The 22,616-nt window shown below is 64.2% G+C and carries 19 protein-coding genes; 5 read left to right on the top strand and 14 right to left on the bottom strand.

Annotated elements, in window-relative coordinates; genetic code table 11:
• Positions 1-16: 16 nt before the first annotated feature.
• The 9 genes from DEHOM01_RS04655 to DEHOM01_RS04615 all read right to left on the bottom strand — a co-directional run bounded on the left by DEHOM01_RS04655 (position 17) and on the right by DEHOM01_RS04615 (position 8,745).
• A complete protein-coding gene (locus tag DEHOM01_RS04655) occupies positions 17-1,105 on the bottom strand; it encodes a hypothetical protein (RefSeq protein WP_061211720.1) in 1,089 nt (362 codons plus the stop codon).
• Positions 1,102-2,199: a tRNA 2-thiouridine(34) synthase MnmA gene (gene mnmA / locus DEHOM01_RS04650; RefSeq protein WP_061211719.1), complete on the bottom strand. Its 1,098-nt coding sequence runs from the start codon at positions 2,197-2,199 to the stop codon at positions 1,102-1,104. Before mnmA ends, DEHOM01_RS04655 begins: the two co-directional genes overlap by 4 nt.
• A gap of 94 nt (positions 2,200-2,293) precedes the next feature.
• Positions 2,294-3,427 carry a cysteine desulfurase family protein gene (locus DEHOM01_RS04645; protein ID WP_061211718.1) on the bottom strand — a complete coding sequence of 378 codons (1,134 nt, stop codon included), beginning with the start codon at positions 3,425-3,427 and terminating at the stop codon, positions 2,294-2,296.
• On the bottom strand, positions 3,421-4,302 hold the full coding sequence (locus DEHOM01_RS04640) for a hypothetical protein (RefSeq protein ID WP_061211717.1): 882 nt from the start codon (positions 4,300-4,302) through the stop codon (positions 3,421-3,423). Before DEHOM01_RS04640 ends, DEHOM01_RS04645 begins: the two co-directional genes overlap by 7 nt.
• Positions 4,303-4,304: 2 nt before the next feature.
• Positions 4,305-5,315, bottom strand: a complete 1,011-nt coding sequence (locus tag DEHOM01_RS04635; protein ID WP_061211716.1) for a vWA domain-containing protein — start codon at positions 5,313-5,315, stop codon at positions 4,305-4,307.
• Entirely contained in the window at positions 5,312-6,328 is a 1,017-nt protein-coding gene (locus DEHOM01_RS04630; protein ID WP_245630651.1) for a vWA domain-containing protein, read from the bottom strand. Before DEHOM01_RS04630 ends, DEHOM01_RS04635 begins: the two co-directional genes overlap by 4 nt.
• Positions 6,325-6,789, bottom strand: a complete 465-nt coding sequence (locus DEHOM01_RS04625; protein WP_061211714.1) for a hypothetical protein — start codon at positions 6,787-6,789, stop codon at positions 6,325-6,327. Before DEHOM01_RS04625 ends, DEHOM01_RS04630 begins: the two co-directional genes overlap by 4 nt.
• Complete coding sequence (locus tag DEHOM01_RS04620; protein WP_034373585.1) at positions 6,776-7,669, bottom strand: DUF58 domain-containing protein; 894 nt, start codon at positions 7,667-7,669, stop codon at positions 6,776-6,778. Before DEHOM01_RS04620 ends, DEHOM01_RS04625 begins: the two co-directional genes overlap by 14 nt.
• A gap of 8 nt (positions 7,670-7,677) precedes the next feature.
• A complete protein-coding gene (locus DEHOM01_RS04615; protein WP_061211713.1) occupies positions 7,678-8,745 on the bottom strand; it encodes an AAA family ATPase in 1,068 nt (355 codons plus the stop codon).
• Between the two features lie 134 nt (positions 8,746-8,879).
• Between DEHOM01_RS04615 and glgX the strand changes: the two genes are divergently transcribed.
• Genes glgX through glgB form a run of 3 tightly spaced genes read left to right on the top strand, consistent with a single transcriptional unit; the run spans position 8,880 to position 15,366 of the window.
• Positions 8,880-11,081: a glycogen debranching protein GlgX gene (gene glgX, locus DEHOM01_RS04610; protein WP_082738711.1), complete on the top strand. Its 2,202-nt coding sequence runs from the start codon at positions 8,880-8,882 to the stop codon at positions 11,079-11,081.
• A gap of 37 nt (positions 11,082-11,118) precedes the next feature.
• Positions 11,119-13,137 (top strand): alpha-1,4-glucan--maltose-1-phosphate maltosyltransferase, encoded by a 2,019-nt coding sequence (locus DEHOM01_RS04605; RefSeq protein ID WP_061211711.1) that lies wholly within the window; start codon positions 11,119-11,121, stop codon positions 13,135-13,137.
• A gap of 24 nt (positions 13,138-13,161) precedes the next feature.
• A complete protein-coding gene (gene glgB, locus DEHOM01_RS04600) occupies positions 13,162-15,366 on the top strand; it encodes a 1,4-alpha-glucan branching protein GlgB (RefSeq protein ID WP_061211710.1) in 2,205 nt (734 codons plus the stop codon).
• 79 nt (positions 15,367-15,445) lie between these two features.
• On the opposite strand, the gene DEHOM01_RS04595 is transcribed toward glgB, so the two are convergent.
• Genes DEHOM01_RS04595 through DEHOM01_RS04585 form a run of 3 tightly spaced genes read right to left on the bottom strand, consistent with a single transcriptional unit; the run spans position 15,446 to position 18,600 of the window.
• A complete protein-coding gene (locus tag DEHOM01_RS04595; protein WP_061211709.1) occupies positions 15,446-16,318 on the bottom strand; it encodes a co-chaperone YbbN in 873 nt (290 codons plus the stop codon).
• Positions 16,319-16,351: 33 nt separating this feature from the next.
• Complete coding sequence (locus DEHOM01_RS04590; RefSeq protein ID WP_061211708.1) at positions 16,352-17,386, bottom strand: DUF8094 domain-containing protein; 1,035 nt, start codon at positions 17,384-17,386, stop codon at positions 16,352-16,354.
• Positions 17,383-18,600 carry a hypothetical protein gene (locus DEHOM01_RS04585; RefSeq protein WP_061211707.1) on the bottom strand — a complete coding sequence of 406 codons (1,218 nt, stop codon included), beginning with the start codon at positions 18,598-18,600 and terminating at the stop codon, positions 17,383-17,385. The genes DEHOM01_RS04590 and DEHOM01_RS04585 overlap by 4 nt, the downstream gene beginning before the upstream one ends.
• Before the next feature lie 165 nt (positions 18,601-18,765).
• Between DEHOM01_RS04585 and nucS the strand changes: the two genes are divergently transcribed.
• Positions 18,766-19,449, top strand: coding sequence for an endonuclease NucS (gene nucS / locus DEHOM01_RS04580; protein WP_061211706.1), 684 nt, complete (start codon positions 18,766-18,768; stop codon positions 19,447-19,449).
• Entirely contained in the window at positions 19,450-20,658 is a 1,209-nt protein-coding gene (locus DEHOM01_RS04575; protein WP_061211705.1) for an N-acetylglucosamine-6-phosphate deacetylase, read from the top strand.
• Between the two features lie 127 nt (positions 20,659-20,785).
• Here the strand turns inward: DEHOM01_RS04575 and DEHOM01_RS04570 are convergent, their stop codons facing one another.
• Together DEHOM01_RS04570 and atpD are read right to left on the bottom strand one after the other, a co-directional pair.
• A complete protein-coding gene (locus DEHOM01_RS04570; RefSeq protein ID WP_070436287.1) occupies positions 20,786-21,109 on the bottom strand; it encodes a F0F1 ATP synthase subunit epsilon in 324 nt (107 codons plus the stop codon).
• Positions 21,110-21,114: 5 nt separating this feature from the next.
• Entirely contained in the window at positions 21,115-22,599 is a 1,485-nt protein-coding gene (gene atpD, locus DEHOM01_RS04565; RefSeq protein ID WP_061211704.1) for a F0F1 ATP synthase subunit beta, read from the bottom strand.
• Positions 22,600-22,616: the final 17 nt, after the last annotated feature.

The following is a 22,616-nucleotide window of genomic DNA, read 5'->3' as shown; positions in this document are numbered from 1 at the left end:
TTCTCGCTTAATCGCGCTAGTCGCTCACGCGTTCGGCAAGGCCCGGCGCGGCGTGCATGATTTCGTCCATGTCGCACGGGCGCACGAAGGCCGACGCGCCATTTTCACGCGCGGGTTCGGCCGCCCGTCGCCGCGTCACCGCGAATGCGAAGCCGCGAGCCTCGCGAGCGGCGTAGCCGAGTTCATGCCACGCGGCAAGGACGTGCCTCATCGATCTCTCGACCGCGCCCGCCGTCGCCAGGAAGCGAATCTCGACGCCTCGTTCTCGGGCGTCGGCAAGCGCCTCCCACGCACCGCCTACGGCCGCGAGGTCTCTCGAGAGTGGATCGAGGGCGATACTACGCACCCCCGCGTCGAGGGCCGCACGCACGATCCCCACTCGCGCGTCAACGGCGAGCGTGAGTTCTTCCGTTCCAATCCCTCGCTCGGCGACCCCGGTTATGCAGGCGGAAAAGAGATCGGTGAGCCCCGTACGGCCTATGGCGCGGTGGAAACGATAACCGGAAGCGGTACGCACACGCCCCTCAACGGCCCGAAGTGCTCCTCGCTCATCGAGCATGACGCGCGGCCGTGCGCCGGGTACGCGTTCGCGAAGCACGGAAACCTCGGAGCCGATGCCCTCGGCAATGAGGGTGGGAAGCTCCCGCACGAGCCCCGCATCGGCGAGCGCGAGCTCGCCGGAGGCCATAAACACCGAAGAGGCGCACGACACGGGCCCGAGGCGCACGAGGCTCAACGGCCCCTCATACTCGAAAAATGCGAGGCGAGCCGCGTCGAGGCGCGCAAAGGCCGCATCGCGGTTTGCGCGCCATCGTGCGCCTTCGCCCGGGCCGATCCGCCAACCGTACGGAGCGAGGTCTCCCGACACCGGCAGCATCGCGAGGCTCGCCGGCAGAACGTGATCGAAGGAGTCCTCGCCTCCGAGCGCGAGCGACGGCTCCGCCCCGAGCTCCGCCTCAGGACTCGAACCGAGAAGGAAGCGCATCCGCGTCAATCGACCGAGGAGGCGGCCACCATCAACGTCCGCGGCGGACTCGGTGAGAGCGAGGGTGCCGTCGGAAAAAATCGTCACGAGCGAATCGGGCGCTCCCCCGTGTGCTGTCATGCGCGCGCGTCGAGAGTTGCCGAGGCCAGCACGCGGTCGCCCGCGTACAGCACAAGGGTTTGACCGGGCGCGACCCCGCGGATCGGCCGAGCAAGCTCAACGCGGACAGAGGCGATCTCGCCCGCCCGGTCGGCCTCGACACCCGTGATGACGCCCCCAATTGCCTCGCCGTGTGCGCGAATCTGCGCCTCCACCTCGCGGCCCTTGTCAAGATCCTCGAACGGCACCACATCGCTCGCGATGAGCGTGCGCGTCGAGAGCAGTTCGGCGGCCCCCACGACGACCTGGCGCGTCTCGGGCTTGACGTCGAGTACATAGCGCGGCTTGCCATCGGCGGCTGGTCGGCCCAGGTTGAGCCCTTTACGCTGCCCCACGGTAAAACCGTACGTGCCCGAGTGCTCGCCGAGCACCCGACCGTCCGTATCGACGATTTCCCCGGGCTGCTCACCGAGCTCACGCTCGAGGAAACCGCGAGTGTCCCCGTCGGGAATAAAGCAAATGTCGTAGCTATCTGGCTTGTGGCCGACACCGAGCCCGCGCCGATCCGCCTCAGCACGCACCTGGGCTTTATCGGCGAAGTCTCCGAGCGGGAACACCGAGCGCGCAAGCCCTTCGGGCCCCATCACCGCAAGCACGTAGCTCTGGTCCTTGAGCATGTTCGCGCTCCTGTGGAGCGAGCGCGCCCCTTTCGGGCCCTCGTTCCTAATCGAGGCATAGTGGCCCGTGCACACCGCATCGAATCCAAGCAGACGAGCGCGGTCCATGAGCGCCGCAAACTTGATCCGCTCGTTACAGCGCACGCAGGGATTCGGGGTGCGCCCGCGCGAGTACTCCGAAAGGAAATCCTCCACCACGAGATCGTGGAAGTCGTTGGAGAGATCCCACACGTAATACGGAATCCCAATATGATCCGCCGCGCGGCGGGCGTCCGAAGCGTCTTCGACCGTGCAGCACCCGCGCGAACCGTTGCGGGTCTGTTCGCGGTTTTTCGACAGCGCCATATGCACACCCACGACATCGTGGCCCTGCTCGACGGCGAGCGCCGCGGCCACAGCCGAATCGACACCGCCACTCATCGCGGCAAGAACCTTCACCTCGCGCCTTTCACTCGCATGCGTTGCAAACGCCTCCACTGTACAAAGCGAAAGCCCCGCGCACACGATGTGCGCGGGGCATCTCACGAAAGGATCAGCGGTTCGAGGCGACCGCTCGCGCCTTCTCGAGAACCCCCGGGAGGATGCGTACGAGCGCCTCGACATCCGCTCTCGTGCTCGTCCACCCGAGTGAGAACCGGATCGCGCCGCGCATCAGGGTCTCCGAGTACCCCATTGCGCTGAGCACGTGGGAGGCCTGCGTGACGCCAGCGTGGCAGGCCGATCCCGCCGAGCAGTCGATGCCTTCCTGGTCGAGGAGGAACAAGATCGCGTCCTGGTCGGCGCCCTCGAAGCACACGTGCACGACGTGCGCAGAACGCGGGGCGTTCTCGGCCGTGAAATGGGCGCGGGGATCGATCTGGCGGATGCTCTCACGCAAATACCCGGCAAGCGCCTCCCTCTCCTCGCCTCGTGACTGACGCTCCTCGGCGCTCTCGCGAAGCGCCACCGCGAGCGCGGCGGCGTGGGGCGCATCGAGCGTGCCTGAACGAATACCGCGCTGCTGCCCGCCACCTGTGCCGACAGCCGAAAGCTTGATCGACGGGTCGGCGACGAGCAGGCCCGCGCCCACGGGAGCGCCTATCTTGTGCCCCGTAATCGAACACAGCGGCACCTTCGCAAAGTCCGGTGGCGCCATGTGCGCCATGGCCTGCACCGCGTCGGTGTGGACGACGGTGCCGTAACGGGAGGCGAGCTCGGAAAGCGCCTCGAGGTCCTGGATGACTCCGGTCTCGTTATTCACGAGGGCCGCGCTCACGAGAGCGGCCGCGTCTCGTCCCTCGGAAGGCGCGAGGAGCTGCTCGGTCGCGGCGAGATCGAGGCAGCCGTCGGAATCCACCGGCGCGAGATCCCCGTCGAGCGCACGCACCGTATCCACAATCGCGGGGTGATCCGTCGCAAGCCCAACGACGCGCCCTCCGATCCCGCGAAGGGCGAGGTTGTCGGCCTCCGTGCCACCGGAGGTCATGATGATCCAGCTGCGCGGAACGCCAAGGACATCCGCGATCTCCGCAACGGCATCGTCGAAAATTCCGCGCACGCGGCGCCCCGAGGCGTGCTGGCTCGACGGGTTACCGAGGGTGCGGGCGGCCTGCGCGTACGCGTCGAGCGCGCTTGGCCGGATTGCCGTTGTCGCAGCGTGATCCAGATACACGCGAGTTCCTACCATGGTTTCGTTACTCCCTCGTCGTCGCCCTTGCCGTCATCGTCTCCCTCGCCGTTCGAGGGGTCATCGCCGCCGTTCTGTTTCTTGAGCTCGTCCTGTTTCTTTTGCTCCTCGGGGTCGGGCGTGGGGGTGTGGCCCTCGTTTCCCTTCCCCTCCGGGTCATTCTTCTTGGGGTCGTTTTCGGGGTTTTCCTCGTCGTTTTTCCCTTGGTCGTTGGGCCCCTCGCGCTCCTCGTTCCCGGCTTCGCGGTCAGCTTCCTTCCGCTCTTCCTCGATCTGTTTGCCCGTTTTCCCGGTCGATTTCTTGTCCTCGTTGGAATCCGATGAGCTTCCCCCGTTTTGACACGGCGCGAGGATCTCCTCGGCCTTATACAGAAGGTCCGCGCGCTCATTCGGGTCTTCGATAGCCTTCGCTTCTCCAGCCATCGCGACCGCGAGGTTGTTGCGGATCTTGCACTCGGCATGCGGTGGTTTGTTGAGGTCCCTCCCCGTCGTCCACTCGCTCAACGCCTTTTCAAGCTCTCCGCGCGCCTCGGGGAACTTGTTTTCGCGCAGGAACGCGGTGCCTTTCGTGAGATGCGGAAGGTAGGGCTCGAAAAGGTTGAGCTTTTCGACGGGACCGAGACGGTCGCGCGTATCTTCGTACTGCTCGTTCGAGTACGCTCCCAAAGCCCACGCCTGGGTGAGCGGCATCGAGACGAAGCGCACGATACCCGCGAAAAGGAGGAGAACGGGGATCGCGATCAGCAATGTGCCGATCACCCGCAGGGTAAGAAAGCGCCCACGATCAATTCCGAAGCCGCGCCCTTTTCGCGCCGAGCGGCGAAGGCCGAAGCGCTCACGCACCGTAAGCCTCTGGCCGTGCGAGCCTTTCGACATGGCTATCTCCTTCCGGCACGCGCGACGTCCGCGCGAGACAGGGGCTTAGGCAGGCGCAGAGTGAGAGTGACAAGCTCCCACACCGCCAGGAGCGTGAGGAGGATCGAAGCGATCCAGTACCAGTCCTCAAAGCTGGGCGTGGGTTGCTCCTCCGTCGAGTCAATGAACGTGAGTTTGAGGTCCTTCCACGTTTTCTCGAGGGCTGCTCCATCCTCGCCACCGGTGCGGTGGACGTAGGCAACGCCCATTTGCTGCGCGATGAACTGGAGGTTCTTTTCATCAATTTTTGAAAGTCCCCGACCGCCCGCAGGGTCCTTAATGTATTCGCCGTCATGCTCACCACCCACGGTTTTCATGGGGCCGCCTGCGGCGGTGCCGTATCCGAGCACGGCGCCGCTGTCGAGCTTTCCACCGAGCGCCCCGAAAGGCTCGGATTTCTTCTGGTCGGTGTTTTCGCCATCGCTCAAGAAATACACGATGACACGCGAATCAGGATCTTCTTTTTTGGTTTGTTCCACGAGCTTCTGGAGGGCACCTCGCGGGCGGTCGACGTTCGATCCGCGCGAATAAGCGGTTGTTTCGGTGCGCGCCGTGTCGATCCACGACTTGACCGCGCCTGCATCGGTCGTGAGCGGGAGCTGCGCAGAGGCACTCGAATCAAACGTGAGAATCGAAAAACGCGCGCCTTTCAAGCCCTCCATGATCCGAGCCATGTCGGCTTTGGCCCCCTCGAGGCGCGGCTTCGAGCCGTCGTAGTCCTCGGCGTTCATCGAGCCCGTGAGGTCCACAACGAAGATCACGTTCGCATTGAGGCGCTGGGTGCTCAGCGTTTCATCGCCCGTCACGGGCCGCAGAGCCACGACGGCGAGAACGAGCACCATAAGCAGGCGCCGCAACCAGTCGAGACGCGCCCCCTTGCGCACCCCGAGGAGCACGGCGCACGTGACCACGAGCGGAACGAAAATGAGGGCGATAGCCCACCACGGCATGAGGGGATGCAGTCCAAAATTCATCGCTGCCTCCACCCTACGACGACCACTCCGATCAGCATTGCGAGGCAGAGCCCGAAGAACATGGCGGGATGGTCAGTGCGGATGACTCGCGCAATCGCGCCCATGTCGCGCGCCTGTGCCTTTTGAATCTGGGCGATAATCGCTGGAATCGCCCCCGGGTCAGACGAGGCCCAGAAGCCACCGCCCGATCGTTCTGTCTCGCTTTTGAGTTCATCCGCGCAGTGCCCCTGGCAGGCCGACGCCCCCGGATAGAAGGTCCACATCGTGATGTCGCGCTCGATCAGGGTGTCGACGGCTCCGGGGAGTTCGTAAATGCCGGTGCCGCCCGGTTCGTTATCCGTTGCGAGGACTACGAAGCGCGAGCGTTCCTCTTCCGCGTGGTCGAACAACTGACCGCACGAGGCGACGCCGTTACCAATAAGCGAGGGCGGGTAGGTCTCCGAGTAGGTGCCGCCCACGTAGTCCCAAAACTTCTGGATGTCCTCATCGCTGTACTGGGCCGTGCCGAGCCTGTGGGCGACAGGGTTGTAGTTGAGAGCTTCGATCCCTCGCTTGAGCTCGCGTCGGATCAGACCGTAGTCATTCGTGAGCGGGAAGACCGTGCGCGAGTTCGAGTTAAAGATCGACAGCCCGACGCGCTCTCCCTTGAAGCCATCGACAAGCTCGAGGTAGCTTTCGAGAATTTCGCGGTCGAAGGGGAGCATCGAGCCGGAAATATCGAGGCACAGCACGATGTCGCGGTTCTTGAATGACGGGGTTTCAACGCGTTCGCTTGCGAGGCGCCCGGAAAGGAGGGCCCCGGACAGCACGAGTGTGCCCGCGAGCACGACGCTCACGAGACGTAGAACGCGCGAGGTTTTTTGGGCGCGCCGCACGCTCGGTAGGTGGTCGAGGTAGCTCGTGTTCGCGACGAACAGCGCGCGATTACGCACGGCACGGCGGTTGAGATAGGCGAAGGCCCATGCGATGAGGCCCGCGATCAGGAGGAGGCAGCTCACCCACCAGAAACTCATGACCATGCGCGTACCACCCCTCTAGCCGCGTGCAGACTTTCGGAAAGGCGCGTGCGACTGTCGCGGGCATAGCCTGCTTCGTGGGTGCGGGCGAGGAGATTTCCGACGGTCTGCGTGCGCGGGTCGGCCTGAATCCGTTCGACGGGTTCTTGGCGAATATCGAGCCCCTCGCTGCGAAGGACAAAGACACGCAGGATGGCTTCGAGATCGCGATGTCCCTCGCGCGCGCTCTTCTCGCCTGCGTCGACGGCTTCCCCGAGAGCGTTGATCGAGCGGAGGAATTCGGCTTTGAGGGCGTCGGTTGCGCCGGGGCGCTTCGCGTAGGCGCGTCGCTCGACGAGCCAGCGGGTGAGCTTCACAAGGGTCGTGATGAGCGCGATGATGACGAGCGCGCACAGCACCGCGAGGATGAGCCACGCAATCGAATACTGCGGCGGGTCGATGATCTCAAGGCCGTCCATTGCGTGCCCCCTGTCTGCGAAACATCGCGATCATGTCGTCAACGATCTGAGAGTCGCCGTCGGTAAGGGTGTGGACGATCCCGAGGGAGTCGAGCATCGCCGTGATGTCAGCTTCGCGCTTCTCGCGAAACGCGTCTGCTTCCTTTTGCACGGCCGCGACCGTGCGCGTGTGGCGAAGGATTTCGCGCGGGTAGCCGGGGTCGATGAGCGCGGCATCGAGGTCCAGGCGCCCGAGCGGGTCGGCGTCGCGGATGCGCACGACCAGCAGGTCATGGCGCGTCATGAGGCGCCGAAGAGCCCCTTCGCATTCTGGTCCGGGGTTCGCCTCGTCGGTGATGAGGAGCATGAGACTTGAGCGGCGCGTGAGCCTGAGGGCCCGCGTGAGTGCCCATTCAATGTTCGCGGGGGCTCCGCCGAGGACGGTGTTCTTCTGGAGAGTTCTGAGGAGGAGTTCGAGGTGGCCCCGCGAGCTGCGCGCAGGGAGCTGGAGCTGATCGCCCGGGGTTCCCGCAACGAGTCCCACGAGGTCGCCGTTGGAGTGGGCGAGGTAGCACAGCAGGCCCGCGGCGGTCACGAGGGCGTCGCGCTTGGAGGTTCCGTCGGCGGCGCTCGCTGCCATCGCACCCGACGTATCGCCGATGACGCACAGGTAGCGTACGCGCTCCTCGTTGAATTGGCGGATGAGCGGCTCGCCGCTTCTTGCGGTCGCCTTCCAGTCGATATCGGAGATTTTGTCGCCGGGCTGGTAGTACTTGAGGTCGTCGAAGTCTTCGCCGCTGCCTTTAAACAGGGAGCGCCCGCGGCCCGAGATGAGACCACGCACCTTCTTGGTGGTCGTGATCTCGATCTTGGCCTTGACCTTTGTTAGAAGCGACGCCAAAGCGGCTCCTACGGAAGTGGAACCGCGGAGAACACCGCGTCGATGATCGTCTCGGGCGTAATTCCGCTCGCGAGTGCGTCGAAGGTCATCACGAGTCGGTGGCGCAGCACCGAGTAGCGCAGGGCCCGTACGTCGTCGGGGGTAGCGTAGTCGCGTCCTTCGACGAGCGCGTGGGCCTGCGCGACGCGCATGAGTGCGAGCGAACCACGGGGCGATGCGCCCACGCGCACCGATTGGGTGAGGTTTTGAATCGGGCGCGGGCCCGAGCCTCGGGTCGAGAACACGAGGTCGATGATGTAGCGCTTGACCGCGGCATCCACGTACACGCGGTCGACCGCACGCTGAAGGAACTCGATGTCCTCAAGGCTCACGCTCGGCCTCGAGCTCTTTGGCGCAGCGAGCGTGCCCGAGGTCGAGCGATCGAGAATCTCATGCTCTTCCGCGGGCTTCGGATACGTGAGAATTTCCTTCATGAGGAAGCGGTCCATCTGGGCTTCGGGCAGCACGTAGGTGCCCTCTTCCTCGATGGGGTTCTGGGTCGCGAGAACCATGAACGGGTGCGGGAGTGGATAGATCTCACCGCCGATTGAGGTCTGACGCTCCTGCATCGCCTCGAGCATCGCCGACTGGGTCTTTGCGCTCGAGCGATTGATCTCGTCGAGAAGGACAATGTTCGCGTGCACCGGGCCGAGCTGGGTCGTGAACTCACCGGTACCGTAATTGAAGATCTGCGTACCGATAATGTCGTTCGGCATGAGGTCAGGCGTGCACTGGATTCGGCGGAACGATCCGCCGATCGCGCTCGCGAGCGCCTGCGCGGCAGTTGTCTTCGCGAGACCAGGCACAGACTCGAGCAGCACGTGGCCACCAGCGGCGAGGCTTGTGAGAAGCGCGAGCCGCAGACGCTCCTGACCGACGACGCGCGTGCCAAACACCTCGGCGATACTCGCGACAATATGCGCCGCCCGTTCCCGCTCAGCGGGGCCGAGCACGGGGCTTTCCGGTTGGAACGTCCGCGTACGGGAGGGCCCCTGCCCCACCGGACGAGGCGAAGGCGCCTGACCATTCATACTCATGCACGTACCTCTTTTGCCGCTTCCCGATCGATCACACGTGCGCGAGCGCGCACACCACAGCATGACAATACCGAACCGGACTCGACGCCACGTCAAAAACACGGCAAACGCCAGATGTCTGAAACAATGTGTGCGTGACTGTCCCCCCTCCACCAACGACGCCCGGTCTCACCGTGAACGAGGCAGGCGTCGGAACGTATTCGATCCCTGCCCCGCGCGCCGAACGGATTGAGCTGTGCATATTCGACGCAGGACGCGAACGCCGCATCCCGCTCCCCCACGTCGACGCGGGCGTGCACTGGGGAGCCGTCGATGGCCTCACCGAAGGGACCCACTACGGACTACGCGCCTACGGTCCTTGGGCGCCCGAACTCGGCCTCGTATTCAATCCCAACAAGGTACTCGTCGATCCGTACGGGCACGGCATCGATCATGCCTCGGCGCTCCTCGAATCGATGTTCGCCCACACCGTCGATTCGGCACTTCGACCCACGCAACCCCTCGAGCGCGATCCGCATGATAACGCCGACTCAGCGATCCACTCCGTCGTCACGCGCGTCAATCCCGACCGCTTCGACCCCGCGCTGCGCCCCCGCACCCCACTTCGGGACACCATCATCTACGAAGCGCACGTCCGCGGCTTCTCGAAGCTCAACCCGGATGTTCCACCCGAGCTTCGCGGCACCTATGCGGGCCTCGCCCACGAGGCCTCCATCGCCTACCTGCGCGAGCTTGGCATCACGGCGATCGAGCTGCTGCCGATCCACGCGGCCCTCGACGAAGTCCACCTCACGCGCCTCGGGCTTAGCAACTACTGGGGCTACAACACCCTCGGTTTCTTCGCCCCCAATCCGCGCTACGCCACCCAGGCCGCACGTGACGAGGGCCCGAGCGCAGTCCTCGCCGAAGTCCAAGACATGATCAACGCGCTTCACGCCGCCGGCATCGAGGTCATCCTCGATGTCGTCTACAACCACACGGCTGAAGGTGCCAAAGACGGCCCGTGCGTGTCCTTCCGCGGGCTTGACGCGCGCGAATATTACTGGCAGGACTCGGGCCACCTCGCCGACTTCACCGGCACGGGCAATACCCTCGACGCGCGAAGCCCCTACGTCGTGGACCTCGTCATGCGCTCGCTGAGGTTCTGGGCAAACACCGTGGGAGTCGACGGGTTCCGCTTCGACCTCGCCACCACCCTCGCACGAGGTGAGCACGGCTTCGATGCACAGCACCCGCTTCTCACCGCCATGCGCACCGACCCCGCGCTCGCGGGCATCAAGCTCATCGCCGAGCCGTGGGACGTGGGCAGCTTCGGGTGGCAAACGGGCAACTTCCCTGCGGGCATGAGTGAATGGAACGACTCCTACCGCGACGACATTCGAGGCTTTTGGCTCTCGAGCACCCGCGAGCTGAGCGAGAACGGCGCTCCGCAGCACCCCTATATTCGCGATCTCGCCACTCGGTTTGCGGGCTCCGCAGACATTTTTCGACGCGCCGACCCACACGATCTACCCGAGGGTCGATCGATGCGCTCGCCGCTCGCGTCGATCAACTTCGTGACCGCCCACGACGGCTTCACGCTCGCTGACCTCACGACCTACAACGACAAACACAACCTCGCCAACGGCGAGGACGGCCGCGATGGCACCGAGAACAACCGCTCCTTCCACCACGGCGCGGAGGGGCCCGATGCTGCGCTCGAGGCCCTGCGCGATCGAAGCGCCCGCAATCTCCTCGCAACGCTCCTCACGAGCGCTGGCGTTCCTATGATCACCGCGGGTGACGAACGCTTGCGGACCCAAGAGGGCAACAACAACGCGTATTGCCACGACGGCCCTCTCACGTGGCTTTCGTGGGACTCGAGCGAGCGCATCGAACGCCACCTCGCCTTCACAAAAGCAGCAATCACCGCTCGGCGCGCCCTCAGTTCGCTTCGCCCCTCCACCTTCTTCGACGACGCGAGCCTCGAGGATCGCGAGTCGGGCGGCATCAGGTGGCTCAAGGGTGATGCCTCGGCCATGAGCCACGTCGATTGGTTCAACCCCGAACGACGCCATTTGAGCATCGCGATCCCCCACCACGAAGGCCTCACCATCGTGGTGATGAGTAACGAACAGGGGCCTCGAGAGGTGCGCTTGCCCGCGAGCGCTTGGGGTGCGGGTCCGCTCAGCATCGCACTGGATTCTTCGCTTGGGGGCGCGCGTCTCGACCGGGCGAACGAGAGCCTCCACCTCGATGGGCCAACGGTCGTCGTCGTGCAATCCGACGGTTGGCGAGCGCCCACCACGCGAGACGAAAGTGCAGACAATCTCCCAGCGCACCCCGATAAACTTTGAGGCGCAGATCACGACCATGCCGAGATTGGGAGGCACCATGGCCACGAAGGCGAAAGCAGCGATGACCACCGGGATCGGGCGAATCCCGATCACCTCTGTCTCACCGAACGTCGACGGCGGCCGTTTCCCCGTCAAAGCGGTCGTGGGTGAGCGCTTCCGCGTTCATGCCACGAGCTTTCGCGAGGGCCACGACCAGATGGGCGTGCAGCTTCTCGTGACGAATCCCGAGGGCGACACGGTTCGCTCCCCGATGGCGTGCACGAATCCTGGACTCGACCACTGGGAGGGCAGCTTCCGCCCCGATCGTGAAGGCGAATGGTCGTACAGGGTCGAGGCCTTCGATGCCCCCTACCTCACGTGGGCCCACAACGCCGAGGTCAAAATCGCCGCCGGCGTCGACGAAGAACTCATGTGCGCCGAAGGCGTGATCGTCCTCAAGGCTGCGCTCGCCGAGATCCCCAAGAAAAAACGACCCAAAACACACAGGGCCCGTCTCGAAGCAGCGATCGACGCTCTCACCAATACGAGCCTGCAACCGTCGGCCCGCATCGCCCCAGCCCTCGCCGCCGACATGCACGAGGCGATGACCGAATATCCCCTACGCCGCTGGCCCACGCGTTCCGCAAAAATTGCCGTGAGAGTCGAGCGCGAACGTGCACTGTATGGCTCCTGGTACGAGTTCTTCCCGCGGTCCGAGGGCGCGCACTTCGACCCTGAACAGGGTGGCTGGATATCCGGCACGCTCGAAAGCTCACTCCCGCAGCTTGATCGCATCAAGCGCATGGGCTTCGACGTCGCCTACCTCACTCCCATCCACCCCATCGGCACAACGCACCGCAAAGGGCGCAACAACACGCTCACCGCGCTCGAGGGCGATCCGGGATCGCCCTACGCGATCGGCTCACCCGACGGTGGCCACGACGCCATTCACCCCGACCTCGGCACGATCGAGGACTTCGACCGCTTCGTCGCGCACGCGAAAAGCCTCGGCCTCGAAGTAGCCCTCGACATCGCGCTCCAGTGCTCCCCCGATCACCCGTGGGTCAAGGAGCACCCCGAATGGTTCGTCGTTCGCGCTGACGGCACGATCGCGTACGCCGAGAACCCACCGAAGAAGTATCAGGACATCTACCCCTTGAGCTTCGATACCGACTATCGCGGCCTGTACGAGGCGATTCGCGACGTCCTCGAATACTGGATTTCGCACGGCGTCACGCTCTTTCGCGTCGACAACCCGCACACGAAGCCCGTGCGCTTTTGGGAGGAGCTGCTCGCCGAGTTCCGCGAAACCCACCCCGAGGTGCTCTTCCTCGCCGAGGCCTTCACGAAACCGGCGATGATGCACACCCTCGCCAAGGTCGGCTACCACCAGTCCTACACGTACTTCGCATGGCGCCACAGTCCCGAAGAACTTCGCGAATACATGGAGGAACTCAAGGCCGCGGCCCACTACATGCGGCCGAGTTTCTGGCCCACGACCCACGATATTCTGACGCCTTTTATGTCCGACGGCGGCTGGAATGCATTCCGCCTACGCGCGATCCTCGCGGCCACCCTCTCTCCCACATGGGGAATCTACTCGGGCTTCGAGCTTGTCGAACACCAGCCGCGACCGGGGGCACAGGAGAACATCGATAACGAAAAGTACGAATACAAGCCACGCGACTACGAGGGTGCACTTCGCTCCGGCCGCTCGCTCGAGCCGCTCCTCACGCGGCTCAACGAGATCCGCAAGGCCCATCCCGCGCTCCAGACCCTCACGACGACCCGCTTCCACGGCTCAGACGACGACCGTGTACTCGTATTTTCCAAGCACGTCGAAGGGCGCGACACCGATAGCGGTCTCGACGACACGATCATCGTCGTCTCGATGACCGAGGCACACGGGAGCACGTCAACGTGGGTCCACCTCGACACCGAGGCGCTCAACATCCACTCCGACTTCATGGTCGAGGACCTGCTCACGGGTGAGCAGTTCCTGTGGGACCGCGACAGCTACGTCGAGCTGAACGCCGATTTCCGGCCCGCCCATATCCTCCGCGTTATTCGCTACTGAGCGCCGTCACCAAAGGAGATAGACATGAGCGCACCACTTCCCCTTCTTCCCGCGAGCGAACACGAACTCGGTTCAGTCGCGACCGGTTCGTACTATTCGCCGCATTCGATCCTCGGCCTGCACGAATACGAGGGCGGGTACACGATTCGCACGCTCAAACCGTTCGCCGACCAGGTTGTGGCCCTTGTTCGTCTCGAGAACGGCGAACGCCTCGAAATCGAACTGCACCACGAGTACAACGGCATCTTTAGCGCCGCCTTCGAAGCTCCCAATTCCCCGATCGTGCTGCACCGCTTGCGTGTGACGTGGCCCGGTGGCGGCACCGAAATCGTGGACGAGCCCTACCGCTTCCTCCCGACGATCAGCGACTTCGACCTGCATCTCATCCGCGAAGGGAGGCACGAGGAGCTCTGGCGTGCGCTCGGCGCGCACGTGCGCACCCTCGACGGCATTCAGGGCACAAGCTTCACCGTGTGGGCACCCAACGCCGCTGCCGTTCAGGTGATCGGCGACTTCAACGGGTGGAATGGTCGACGCACGGCAATGCGATCGCTCGGCGATTCAGGCGTGTGGGAAATCTTCCTTCCCGGTGTGCGCGCGGGCGCAGTCTACAAGTTCCGCATTCTTGGTGCCGACAGGGTGTGGCGAGAGAAGGCGGACCCGATGGCCCGCCTGGCCGAGGTGCCGCCCGCGACCGGCAGCGTCGTCGTCGAATCAGATTTCGAGTGGAGCGACGATGCGTTCCTCGCCGAGCGCGCCGCGAAGAATCCACTCGAATCGCAAATGTCGATCTACGAGGTTCACCTCGCCTCCTGGCGTCCCTTCGCCTCCTACCGAGACATCGCCGAACCCCTCGTTAGGTACGTCAAGGGCATGGGCTACACGCACGTCGAGTTCCTTCCGCTCGCTGAACATCCTTTCGGCGGCTCGTGGGGTTATCAGGTCACGGGCTACTACGCGCCCACCTCGCGCCTCGGTCACCCCGACGATCTCCGCTACCTCATCAACGCTCTGCACGAGGCAGGAATCGGGGTCATCATGGACTGGGTTCCCGCTCACTTCCCGAAGGACGAGTGGGCGCTCGGTCGCTTCGATGGCACCGCGCTTTACGAACACGCCGATCCACGCAAGGGCGAGCACCCCGATTGGGGCACCTACATTTTCGACCTCGGCCGCACCGAAGTGCGCAACTTCCTCGTTGCCAACGCGTGCTACTGGCTCGAAGAGTTTCACGTTGACGGTTTGCGCGTCGACGCCGTCGCATCGATGCTCTACCTCGACTATTCGCGAAACGAGGGCGAGTGGATCCCGAACCAATACGGTGGGCGCGAGAACCTCGAAGCGATTGATTTCCTCAAGGAGGTCAACGCCACCGCGTATAAGCGAGCCCCGGGCATCACGATGATCGCGGAGGAATCGACCTCGTTCCCGGGAGTCACGAAGCCCACCGACCAGGGAGGCCTCGGCTTCGGGTTCAAGTGGAACATGGGCTTTATGCACGACACGCTCGAGTACCTTGGCCAAGACCCGATTTACCGCCAGTACCGCCACCACGAGCTGACGTTCGCGATGGTCTACCAGTACTCGGAGAACTTCATCCTGCCGATCTCTCACGACGAGGTCGTTCACGGCAAGGCACCGCTGCTGCGCAAGGCGCCCGGCGATGACTGGCAGCAGGCCGCGAACCTCCGCGCCTACTTGAGTCTCATGTGGGCCCACCCGGGCAAGCAGCTACTGTTCATGGGCTGCGACTTCGCGCAGGGAACGGAGTGGAACGAGAACCAGGCACTTCCCTTCTGGCTCCTTGACTTCCCACTCCATCAGGGCGTCAACGATTTCGTGCGTGACCTCAACCGCGTACAGCGCACCTACCCGGCGCTGTACGAGCTGGATCAGGAGGGTGCGGGTTTCCGATGGCTCGATGCTGATGCCGCTGGCCACAACCTCGTGGCGTTCGCGCGTTTCGACCGCAAGGGTGATCCGGTCGTGGCAATCATCAACTTCTCACCCGAGCCGTGGCGTGGCTTCCGGATCGGCCTTCCCGAGGGCGGCGCGTGGGCCGAGGTGCTCAACTCCGACGCTTTCGCTTATGGCGGCAGCGGCGTGGGGAACCTCGGCCGGGTCCAGGCGGAGCCTGTCCCGTACGGCGGCCTCGACTACTCGGTTCGCCTGAGCGTTCCACCGCTCGGAGCGGTGTTCTTTGTTCCGGAGCGCGCGGCAAAGCAGTAGTGTCGACGAATACGGAAGAGGCCTGCGCTCCCCGAGGGGCGCAGGCCTCTTCTCCAGGCGTTTCCGGTCTCTTAGTGCCTTAGAACATGAGGCGGCTGAGCTTCTTGCGGGCCTGAAGCACGCGCTCGTCGTCGACGCCTACGACGTCGAAGAGCTCGAGCAGACGCTCACGGATGCGATCGCGCTCCGAGGGGGTGTCGCGGAACGACGTCAGAAGGCGCGCGAAGGCATCATCGACGTGTCCCCCAAGCAGGTCGAGATCAGCGGCAAGGAGTTGAGCGTCGATGTCCTTCGGGTTCGAGGCCGCGGCCTCGCGCCCGGCCTGAAGGTCGACGCTTTGCGTGCGGCGCATAAGGGCAATCACGGCGAGGCCCTTCTTCGCCTCCGAATCACCGGGGTGCTCGTCGAGGTACGCGGTGAAGGCCGTCTCGGCGCCGTCCATGTCGCCGCTCTCCATCGCGGTGTAAGCCTTCTCAAGGGCTTCGGGCAGCGCGGCTTGCTCCGCAGTCTCGCGCGGGGCCTCTGTGTGCATGCCTTCCTTCGCGGCGAGACCCGCGAGTTCATCCATGACGGGGGCAAGCTGCTCTTTCGTGACTACGCCTTCGAACAGCGGTTGGATCTGTCCCTTCATGAGAAGCACGGCCGTGGGCAGCGACTGGATCCGAAGTGCCGCCGCGACGCGCGGCTGCTGATCCGCATCGAGGATCGCGAGACGGATCGTGCCAGCATGCTTAGCCAGAACCGAACGTAGATCGTCCGTAAAGGCCGCTCCCCCGTTGACGCGTGCGCTCGTCACGAAGAGGATCGTGAGGTGCTGATCGGAGTCTTTGATGAGGCTCTCGAGGTTCGCCTCATTGACCGCGACTTCGCCCTCGAGCGGATCGGAGGTGCCGCCGGTCTGGTTTTCCTTTTTAAGCGTGTTGAAGTCCATCACGCCGTACGAACTCGTCATCGTTTTCTCCTTTGTCGAGTCTTTCGTGGGCTCTCAGCTGCCGGAGACCGACAGGAGCACCTTGTAGGCCCCGATTGGTTGGATCTTGGCGCCGGAGTCCGCCGCGGGAATGTGCATGAGTACGGTCGTGCCGTAGGTGCGCACGAGCTCCTTCTCGAACTTCTTCGTACCCGCAAGCTTCGTGTAGAGGTTGTCCTCCGTGTAGGAGATCGATCCGGAATTCACGCTCACGCGCCGAGTCGAGGTGAGGGTCCCCATGACAACGGCTCCGCCTTCGGCAGTGGCGAGGCCGAGGAACTCGCCTTCTTTGACCGCATATTCTTCGCGGACTGAGGCGACTTCATCCCAGTCCACGCCTTCGTTCATTTGCGCGCGCTCCCCTTGGATTTCAGCGTGGGCGCTCTGCTGGAACGGGTCCTCGTTTATGAGATCGTCCGGGTCGGCTTTGTCGTGGCCGTCCGTGAGCACAGCCGCATACTTCGCGAGGGCTTCCTTGGGGGTCAGCACCAGTCCCTGCTGCTCGAGGTCGACCTGTGTGGTGCCGGCCTCGGCACTCGGCACGGTCGGCATCTCGATGCCGGCAGCCTGGCGGGCCCATCCCCACGAGGTGTAGTCGGAGCGGGCGTCTTTCTGCTGAAGTCCCACGAAGAAGCGTGCCTCGCCCGCGTTTGCGGCATCGTCCACGAGCGCGAGGGCATAGCGAGGAAAACCTTCCGAGGTCGAGGCGATCGGCACGACGAGCTTGTCGCTGGGTCGCTGGAGGGCGCTTTCATGTTCGGGAACCTTGCTGATGATCGCGTAGGTCGCGCGGCGAAACTCCGCGGCACTTCCCGAAATACGCGGGGCGAGAAGATCCGCGTTTTTGCCCGCATCGGCTTTTTCGAGCGCCTTCGCGTATTGGGTGAGAATCTCCCCGAGTTTCTCCCCCGTGAGTTCGGGGGTCGGGCTCGCAAGTTTCGGCCCGGGATCGACCTTCGGCGGTTTCTTTTCGCTTCCGCACGCGGTGAGCGCACCTGCGGCAGTGAGTGCAGTCAGCCCGAGGAGGCTGCGCCGTGAAAGTCCTGTCATCGTTCCTCCTCGATTCGCGTCGCGATGGGGTCGGTCATTGTTGTCGTGGCGTCAGAACCGTCGGCGGCGCGCCTGCGCCCATGCCGAGTGCTCACGCCGCTGCCGCCCGTCTCGTGGTTCTCAAGCTCGAGCGCTTTGAGTCGGTCGGTCACATCGTCGGGAGTACCGCGGCGGCGTCCCTTACGCGCGACGGTGGCGGGGGTGTCCACGTCGTCGTGAGCCGGGCGAGCGTCTGCGGCTTCCCGCGGCACTCCCGGTGCGGGTTCGGCTTGCTCGGCTGGCTCGGCATCGCCGACCGGCTCTTTCGCGGTAGCCGGTTCCGTTTCGCTCACGCTCACGGTTCCGACGGCAGCCTGCGCACGACGCGAGCCCCTACCTTCGGGGGCTTCTGTTGCCTCGTCGCTCTCGCCGCTGCCGGATTCGCGGATCGTATCTTCGCTCTGTGCGTCGGTTCGCGCCGTCGCAGCGTCCTCGTTGTCTGTCGTGTCGACCGCGGCGGAGCCAGCGTCGGACTCCCCCGACTCCTCCTGCTGGCGGGCCTGGCGCTCACTCATCATTTCTTCAAGCACGTCGTCGTGCGTGGATCGCGAGCGCGACGTGAGCGCGATCAAGAGCAGCACGAGGCCGATGATGAGCAGCACTGCGCCGGCAGCGTAGGCATAGGGCGTCCACGCGTTCGTGGCGTTGGTCGGCCACGTGATCTCCACCTTCGTGATGGTCGAGGCATCGCCATCGTTAGCGAGGAGGATTGCGCGATACGGCTGTGGCTTCTTCGGGTCGAGCTCCGCCTTCGACCAGTCTTCGATCGTGAAGGACTCGCCCGTCTTCTTGGGCTTGATGTCGGTCCACAGATCCGAGTTCTGGATACCGGCGGTGCCCTCCTTCTTATCGGTATTTTCGGTGCTCGTCGCGAGCGTTGCCCAGTTCGATGCGCCCGTAATTGCCGTGTACTTCGAGTTTTCGAGGTAGCTCTTCACGGTGCCCTCTGGGGCGGAAATCATGTAGTAGTCACCGCTCGACGTAATCGTCACGGTGCCTTTCTTTCCACCCACATACAGCACACCAGGATTGATCACCACGGCTGCACCGGGATTCTCAAAGCTCGCGCGCGCGGTGTGGTTTTCCTTCGGCGCCCACACGGTCTGGCCGGCCCATCCAAGTGCAAGCCCCGCGAGACCCAGGAGGATGAGGACGCCCGCTAGCCACTTTCGCACGAGGACACGACCTTTCGCTCATTCGACGTCTACGACGCTGTCAAAAACAGTACTCACCCATTTTGGCGGAGTTTCCCGGCGGTGGGCTGAAGGCCACAAGATGCAGTGGGCAGGTCAACATTTCATGTAAAGAGCACTCAAAGACCCATCGCGTAGTCTTTACCAGTGCGATTAGTTCTAGCGGAATGTTCTGTCAATTACGTCGGGCGGCTAACGGCGCACCTCGCGCGGGCCCCCCGGCTCCTCATGGTGAAAGCCGATGGAAGCGTGCTCGTGCACTCCGACGGCGGCAGCTACAAGCCCCTCAACTGGATGGCCCCTCCGTGCTCGCTCACAATCGAGCCCGCAGACGCGGAGGATGCACTCGAAACGTGGAAGGTCACGCATAAGAAGACCGGCGACAGTCTCGAAATCACGGTATTCGAGATCATTGAGGAAATGAGCCACGACCTGGGCATCGACCCAGGGCTCGAAAAGGCCGGAGTCGAGGCGCATCTTCAAGCGCTTCTTGCCGAAAACATGGCGAGCATCGGCGAAGGGTGGAAGCTTGTGCGCCGCGAATACCCCACCGCGATTGGGCCCGTCGACATCCTCGCGAAGAACCCCGAAGGTGGCACGGTCGCGATCGAAATCAAGCGCCGCGGTGAGATCGACGGCGTCGAGCAGCTCACCCGCTACGTCGAACTCCTCAATCGCGATCCGCTCCTCGCCCCCGTGACCGGCATGTTTGCAGCACAGGAAATCAAGCCGCAAGCACGCACCCTCGCAAAGGACCGCGGCTTCGAATGCCTCACCCTTGATTACGACGAACTGCGTGGAATCGACAACTCCGAAATGAGGCTCTTCTAAATGACGCAACGCATCGACGGCACCGCTTTTATCTCCGGCTCTTTCCTTTCCGAAGCCTCGATCCTTATCGACGGCGACACAATCACGTACGCGGGGCCCGAGAGCGCACTCCCCTCGGAGCTCAATGCCGATGAGCACGTGCGCCACGACGGCCTCATTCTCCCGGGGCTCGTGGACATCCACTGCCACGGCGGCGGCGGATTCTCCTTCCCCGATACCGAGGACCCGGCGCAAGCGGCGCCGGCGATCGCGGAGCACCGCGCCCACGGCACGACGAGCATCGTTGCCTCACTCGTGACAGCCGCGCAGGACACGCTCATGTCGAGGGTGCGCGCGCTACGGTCCCTCGTCGAGGCCGGTGAACTGGCGGGAATCCACCTCGAGGGCCCTTTCATCTCCCACGCTCGCAAGGGCGCTCACGACCCCCAGTTCATCGCTGAGGGGGACGCCGCGCGCACTCTCGCGCTCCTTGAAGCGGGAGGCGGCACGATCGCGACGATGACGATCGCCCCCGAAGCGGACCTCGATGGCGGCGTGTCCCGGGCCCTAATCGCGCACGGAGCCCTCCCGAGCTATGGCCACACAGACTGCACGGGTGAACAGATGGTCACCGCAATCCAGAAGGCACACGAGGAGCTCGCAAGCGTCGGCCCCGTCGCCCGTTCCACGAAACCAACCGCCACCCACCTGTTCAACGCGATGCGCCCCATCCATCACCGTGATGCCGGCCCTGCATTCGCCGCGATCGACCAGGCCGCCGCCGGCACGGTCGTCGCCGAGCTCATCGCCGACGGTGTCCACACCTCCGCCGACACCGTGCGGTACACCTTCGATCTCATCACCGACGGGCACATCATGCTCATCACCGACGCGATGGCCGCGACGGGAATGGCCGACGGCGACTACGTTCTCGGCTCGCTTCCCGTCACGGTCAAAGACGGCGTCGCGACCCTCACCGAGGGCGGCGCGATCGCGGGAGGCACCGCCCACCTGCTCGATGTCGTGCGCTTCGCCCACCTCGAGGCAGGCGTGTCGCTTGAGCGCGCTGTTCTCGCCGCAACCGCAACCCCCGCACGCGTCCTCGGCCGCCACGACATCGGCGAGATCCGTGAAGGCGCCCGCGCGGACCTCGCACTCGTGAGCGCCGAGGGGCTCGAGGCCGAACGGGTCATGCACGCGGGTGAGTGGTTCAGTTCCGACGCCTCCTAAGCGGCCCCGTTCTTTTCGTTCTCGCACGGCGGCATTCGGCCGCGTGGAGACACGGCACAGGAAAGCGGCCCCGCCGCACACACGGTGCGCTGGCGGGGCCGCTTTTCACGGAGAAGAGGAAAGACCCTTAGTCGGTCTCGGCCTCTCCTTCGAGCTCTGATGACGGAGTAGAGCGTGCAAGAGCCGCCTCGCGGGCCGCTTCCTCGGTGAGAACCTCGTCGGCAACGACGTTCACGACCTCGGCGTCAACGGAGCAGAAACCGCCCGTGACCTGGAACTCGTGCTTCGCTCCACCGACTTCGGTAATCACCACGGGCCCCTCGCTCAGGAGTGCAAGATGCGGCTCCATGCCGGCCATAATGCCCATCGCACCGTCGATGGCGAACACTGAAACGTACTCGGCTTCGCCTTCCCAGATGCTGCCCTCGGCCGACACGAAGTTGACCTTCATGGCGCTCACTTCGAGGTTTCCTTCTGGATGCGGTCCCAGTTACGAAGCACATCGTCGATGCCGCCGACGTTGAAGAACGCCTGCTCGGCGATGTGGTCGAACTCGCCGTCGCAGATACCCTTGAAGCCTTCGATGGTGTCGCGCAGCGGGACGTCCGAGCCGTCGACGCCGGTGAACTGCTTCGCCATGTGAGTGTTCTGCGAAAGGAACTGCTGGATGCGGCGTGCGCGCGCCACGATGACCTTGTCCTCTTCGGAAAGCTCATCGACACCGAGCATCGCGATGATGTCCTGAAGCTCCTTGTTGCGCTGGAGAATCTGCTTGACGCGAACCGCAACATCGTAGTGATCCTGCCCGATGTAGCGCGGGTCGAGGATGCGCGAGGTCGAGGCGAGCGGATCGATCGCGGGGTACAGACCACGCGAGGCGATCTCACGGCTCAGCTCGGTCGTTGCGTCAAGGTGCGCGAAGGTCGTAGCCGGAGCCGGGTCGGTGTAGTCGTCAGCGGGAACGTAAATCGCCTGCATCGACGTAATCGAGTGGCCGCGGGTCGAGGTAATGCGCTCCTGGAGCACGCCCATCTCGTCCGCGAGGTTCGGCTGGTAACCCACTGCCGACGGCATACGGCCGAGCAGCGTCGACACCTCAGAGCCCGCCTGCGTGAAGCGGAAGATGTTGTCGATGAACAGGAGCACGTCCTGGTTCTGGACGTCACGGAAGTACTCCGCCATCGTCAGCGCCGAAAGCGCCACGCGAAGGCGCGTGCCCGGCGGCTCGTCCATCTGGCCGAACACAAGGGCGGTCTTCTCGATCACGCCCGATTCGGTCATTTCTTCGATGAGGTCCCAACCTTCACGGGTACGTTCGCCGACGCCCGCGAACACCGAGACACCGTCGTGGTTGTTCGCCACGCGGTAAATCATCTCCTGGATGAGAACGGTCTTGCCCACGCCGGCGCCGCCGAACAGACCAATCTTGCCGCCCTGCACGTAGGGCGTCAGCAGGTCGATCGACTTGATGCCGGTCTCGAACATCTGGGTCTTCGACTCGAGCTGATCGAAGTTCGGGGCCTTGCGGTGAATGGGCCAGCGTTCGTTGATCTCGAGCTTCTCGCCCTTTTCTCCGTTGAGCACGTTGCCGACAACGTCGAACACGCGCCCGAGGGTGAAGTCGCCAACGGGGACGGAAATCGGTGCGCCCGTGTCGCGCACGGCCTGGCCGCGCACGAGACCGTCGGTCGGCTTGAGGGCGATTCCTCGCACCATGCCGTCGCCGAGGTGCTGGGCAACCTCAAGCGTGAGGGTCTGGGTGGCTGAGCCACCGTCCTCGTCGCCAGTGGGCAGCTCGATCTCGGTGACGAGCGCGTTGTACATGTCCGGGATCTGGCCCGCGGGGAATTCGACGTCGACAACGGCGCCGGTCACGCGAGCGACACGACCGATGGCGGCGCTAGCCTCGGTCTGAGCCGGGGCGTTTTCGGTGATGGTCATTCTTCTACTCCAAATGT

The organism is Dermabacter hominis NBRC 106157, from assembly GCF_001570785.1.
GTDB lineage: Bacteria > Actinomycetota > Actinomycetes > Actinomycetales > Dermabacteraceae > Dermabacter > Dermabacter hominis.
The sequence above is the reverse complement of the archived record's forward strand: the minus strand, read 5'-3'. Positions and strand labels throughout refer to the sequence as shown.